Source organism: Streptomyces alkaliterrae, assembly GCF_007097205.2.
Taxonomy (GTDB): Bacteria; Actinomycetota; Actinomycetes; order Streptomycetales; family Streptomycetaceae; genus Streptomyces; species Streptomyces alkaliterrae.
Map to the genome: position 1 here is coordinate 1 of NZ_VJYK02000732.1, position 422 is coordinate 422.

General features: G+C 55.2%; 1 protein-coding gene. It reads right to left on the minus strand.

Annotated elements, in window-relative coordinates; genetic code table 11:
• Window positions 1–102: 102 nt before the first annotated feature.
• A partial coding sequence (locus FNX44_RS30190; protein ID WP_228450352.1) for a hypothetical protein occupies window positions 103–422 on the minus strand: 320 nt, incomplete at its 5' end.

The following is a 422-nucleotide window of genomic DNA, read 5'->3' on the forward strand; positions in this document are numbered from 1 at the left end:
GTTCAAGCAGGTGGCCGAAGCAGTTCGTAACAGCGTATCCAGTCGCCGGCAGGCAATCCTGAATGGCCCGGGCCACCGAAGGCTTCTCTGCGATTATCAGCTTCACAGCGGCCACTCTCCGGTGTCTTCATCACACATCTGGAATTCCTGCGCATCGATACCGTCGCCCGCCGTCACAATCTCACGGTAGCGGCGATCCAGCATCCGAAAGTCGCAGCGAATGCTCTCCTGAAGCGCCAGTGGGTTGTAGCCGGAATCGACACAAACTTGCTGGAAGGAACCCTGTTCCTGATCGCCACTGAAGATCCAGTCGTAAGCCGCCACGAAGTCCTCGTCATGACCAAAAGAAAGCAGGTCACATGCGGCAGAGATAGGATCGAATACGAAGATGGGATGCTTTGGCATGTTCTTCAGAATTGGTT